Origin of the sequence: Blautia sp. MSK20_18 (assembly GCF_020553125.1) — a bacterium.
Taxonomy (GTDB): Bacteria; Bacillota; Clostridia; order Lachnospirales; family Lachnospiraceae; genus Blautia_A; species Blautia_A fusiformis.
In genome coordinates, this window is the sequence record NZ_JAJCGR010000102.1 from 1 (window position 1) to 397 (window position 397).

Sequence of the window (397 nt, forward strand, 5' to 3'; positions counted from 1 at the left end):
TATTATGAACACATCAAATATCACAAATTACAAGCCAAAAGATTTTGCTGAACTGTTAGGTGTATCTGTAAAAACATTACAGCGTTGGGATAGAGACGGAACTCTAAAGGCAAACCGAACTCCAACTGATAGACGTTATTACACTTATGACCAATATCTGCAATTCAAAGGAATAAGTACTGAAGATGACCAACGTCAGGTAGTTATTTATGCCAGGGTATCTACAAGAAATCAAAAAGATGATTTACAAAACCAGGTTGCATTTTTACGACAGTTTTGTAATGCCAAAGGTATTATTGTAGACCAGTGTATTGAAGATTATGGAAGTGGCCTTAATTACAATCGTAAAAAGTGGAACGAATTATTAGATGAAGTGATGGAACAAAAAATCAAAACC

At 34.3% G+C, this 397-nt stretch carries 1 protein-coding gene; it reads left to right on the top strand.

Annotation, left to right across the window (positions count from 1 at the left end; all coding sequences use genetic code 11):
- Positions 1-19: 19 nt before the first annotated feature.
- The coding region (locus tag LI091_RS18415; RefSeq protein ID WP_265191454.1) for an IS607 family transposase at positions 20-397 on the top strand (378 nt) is incomplete at its 3' end.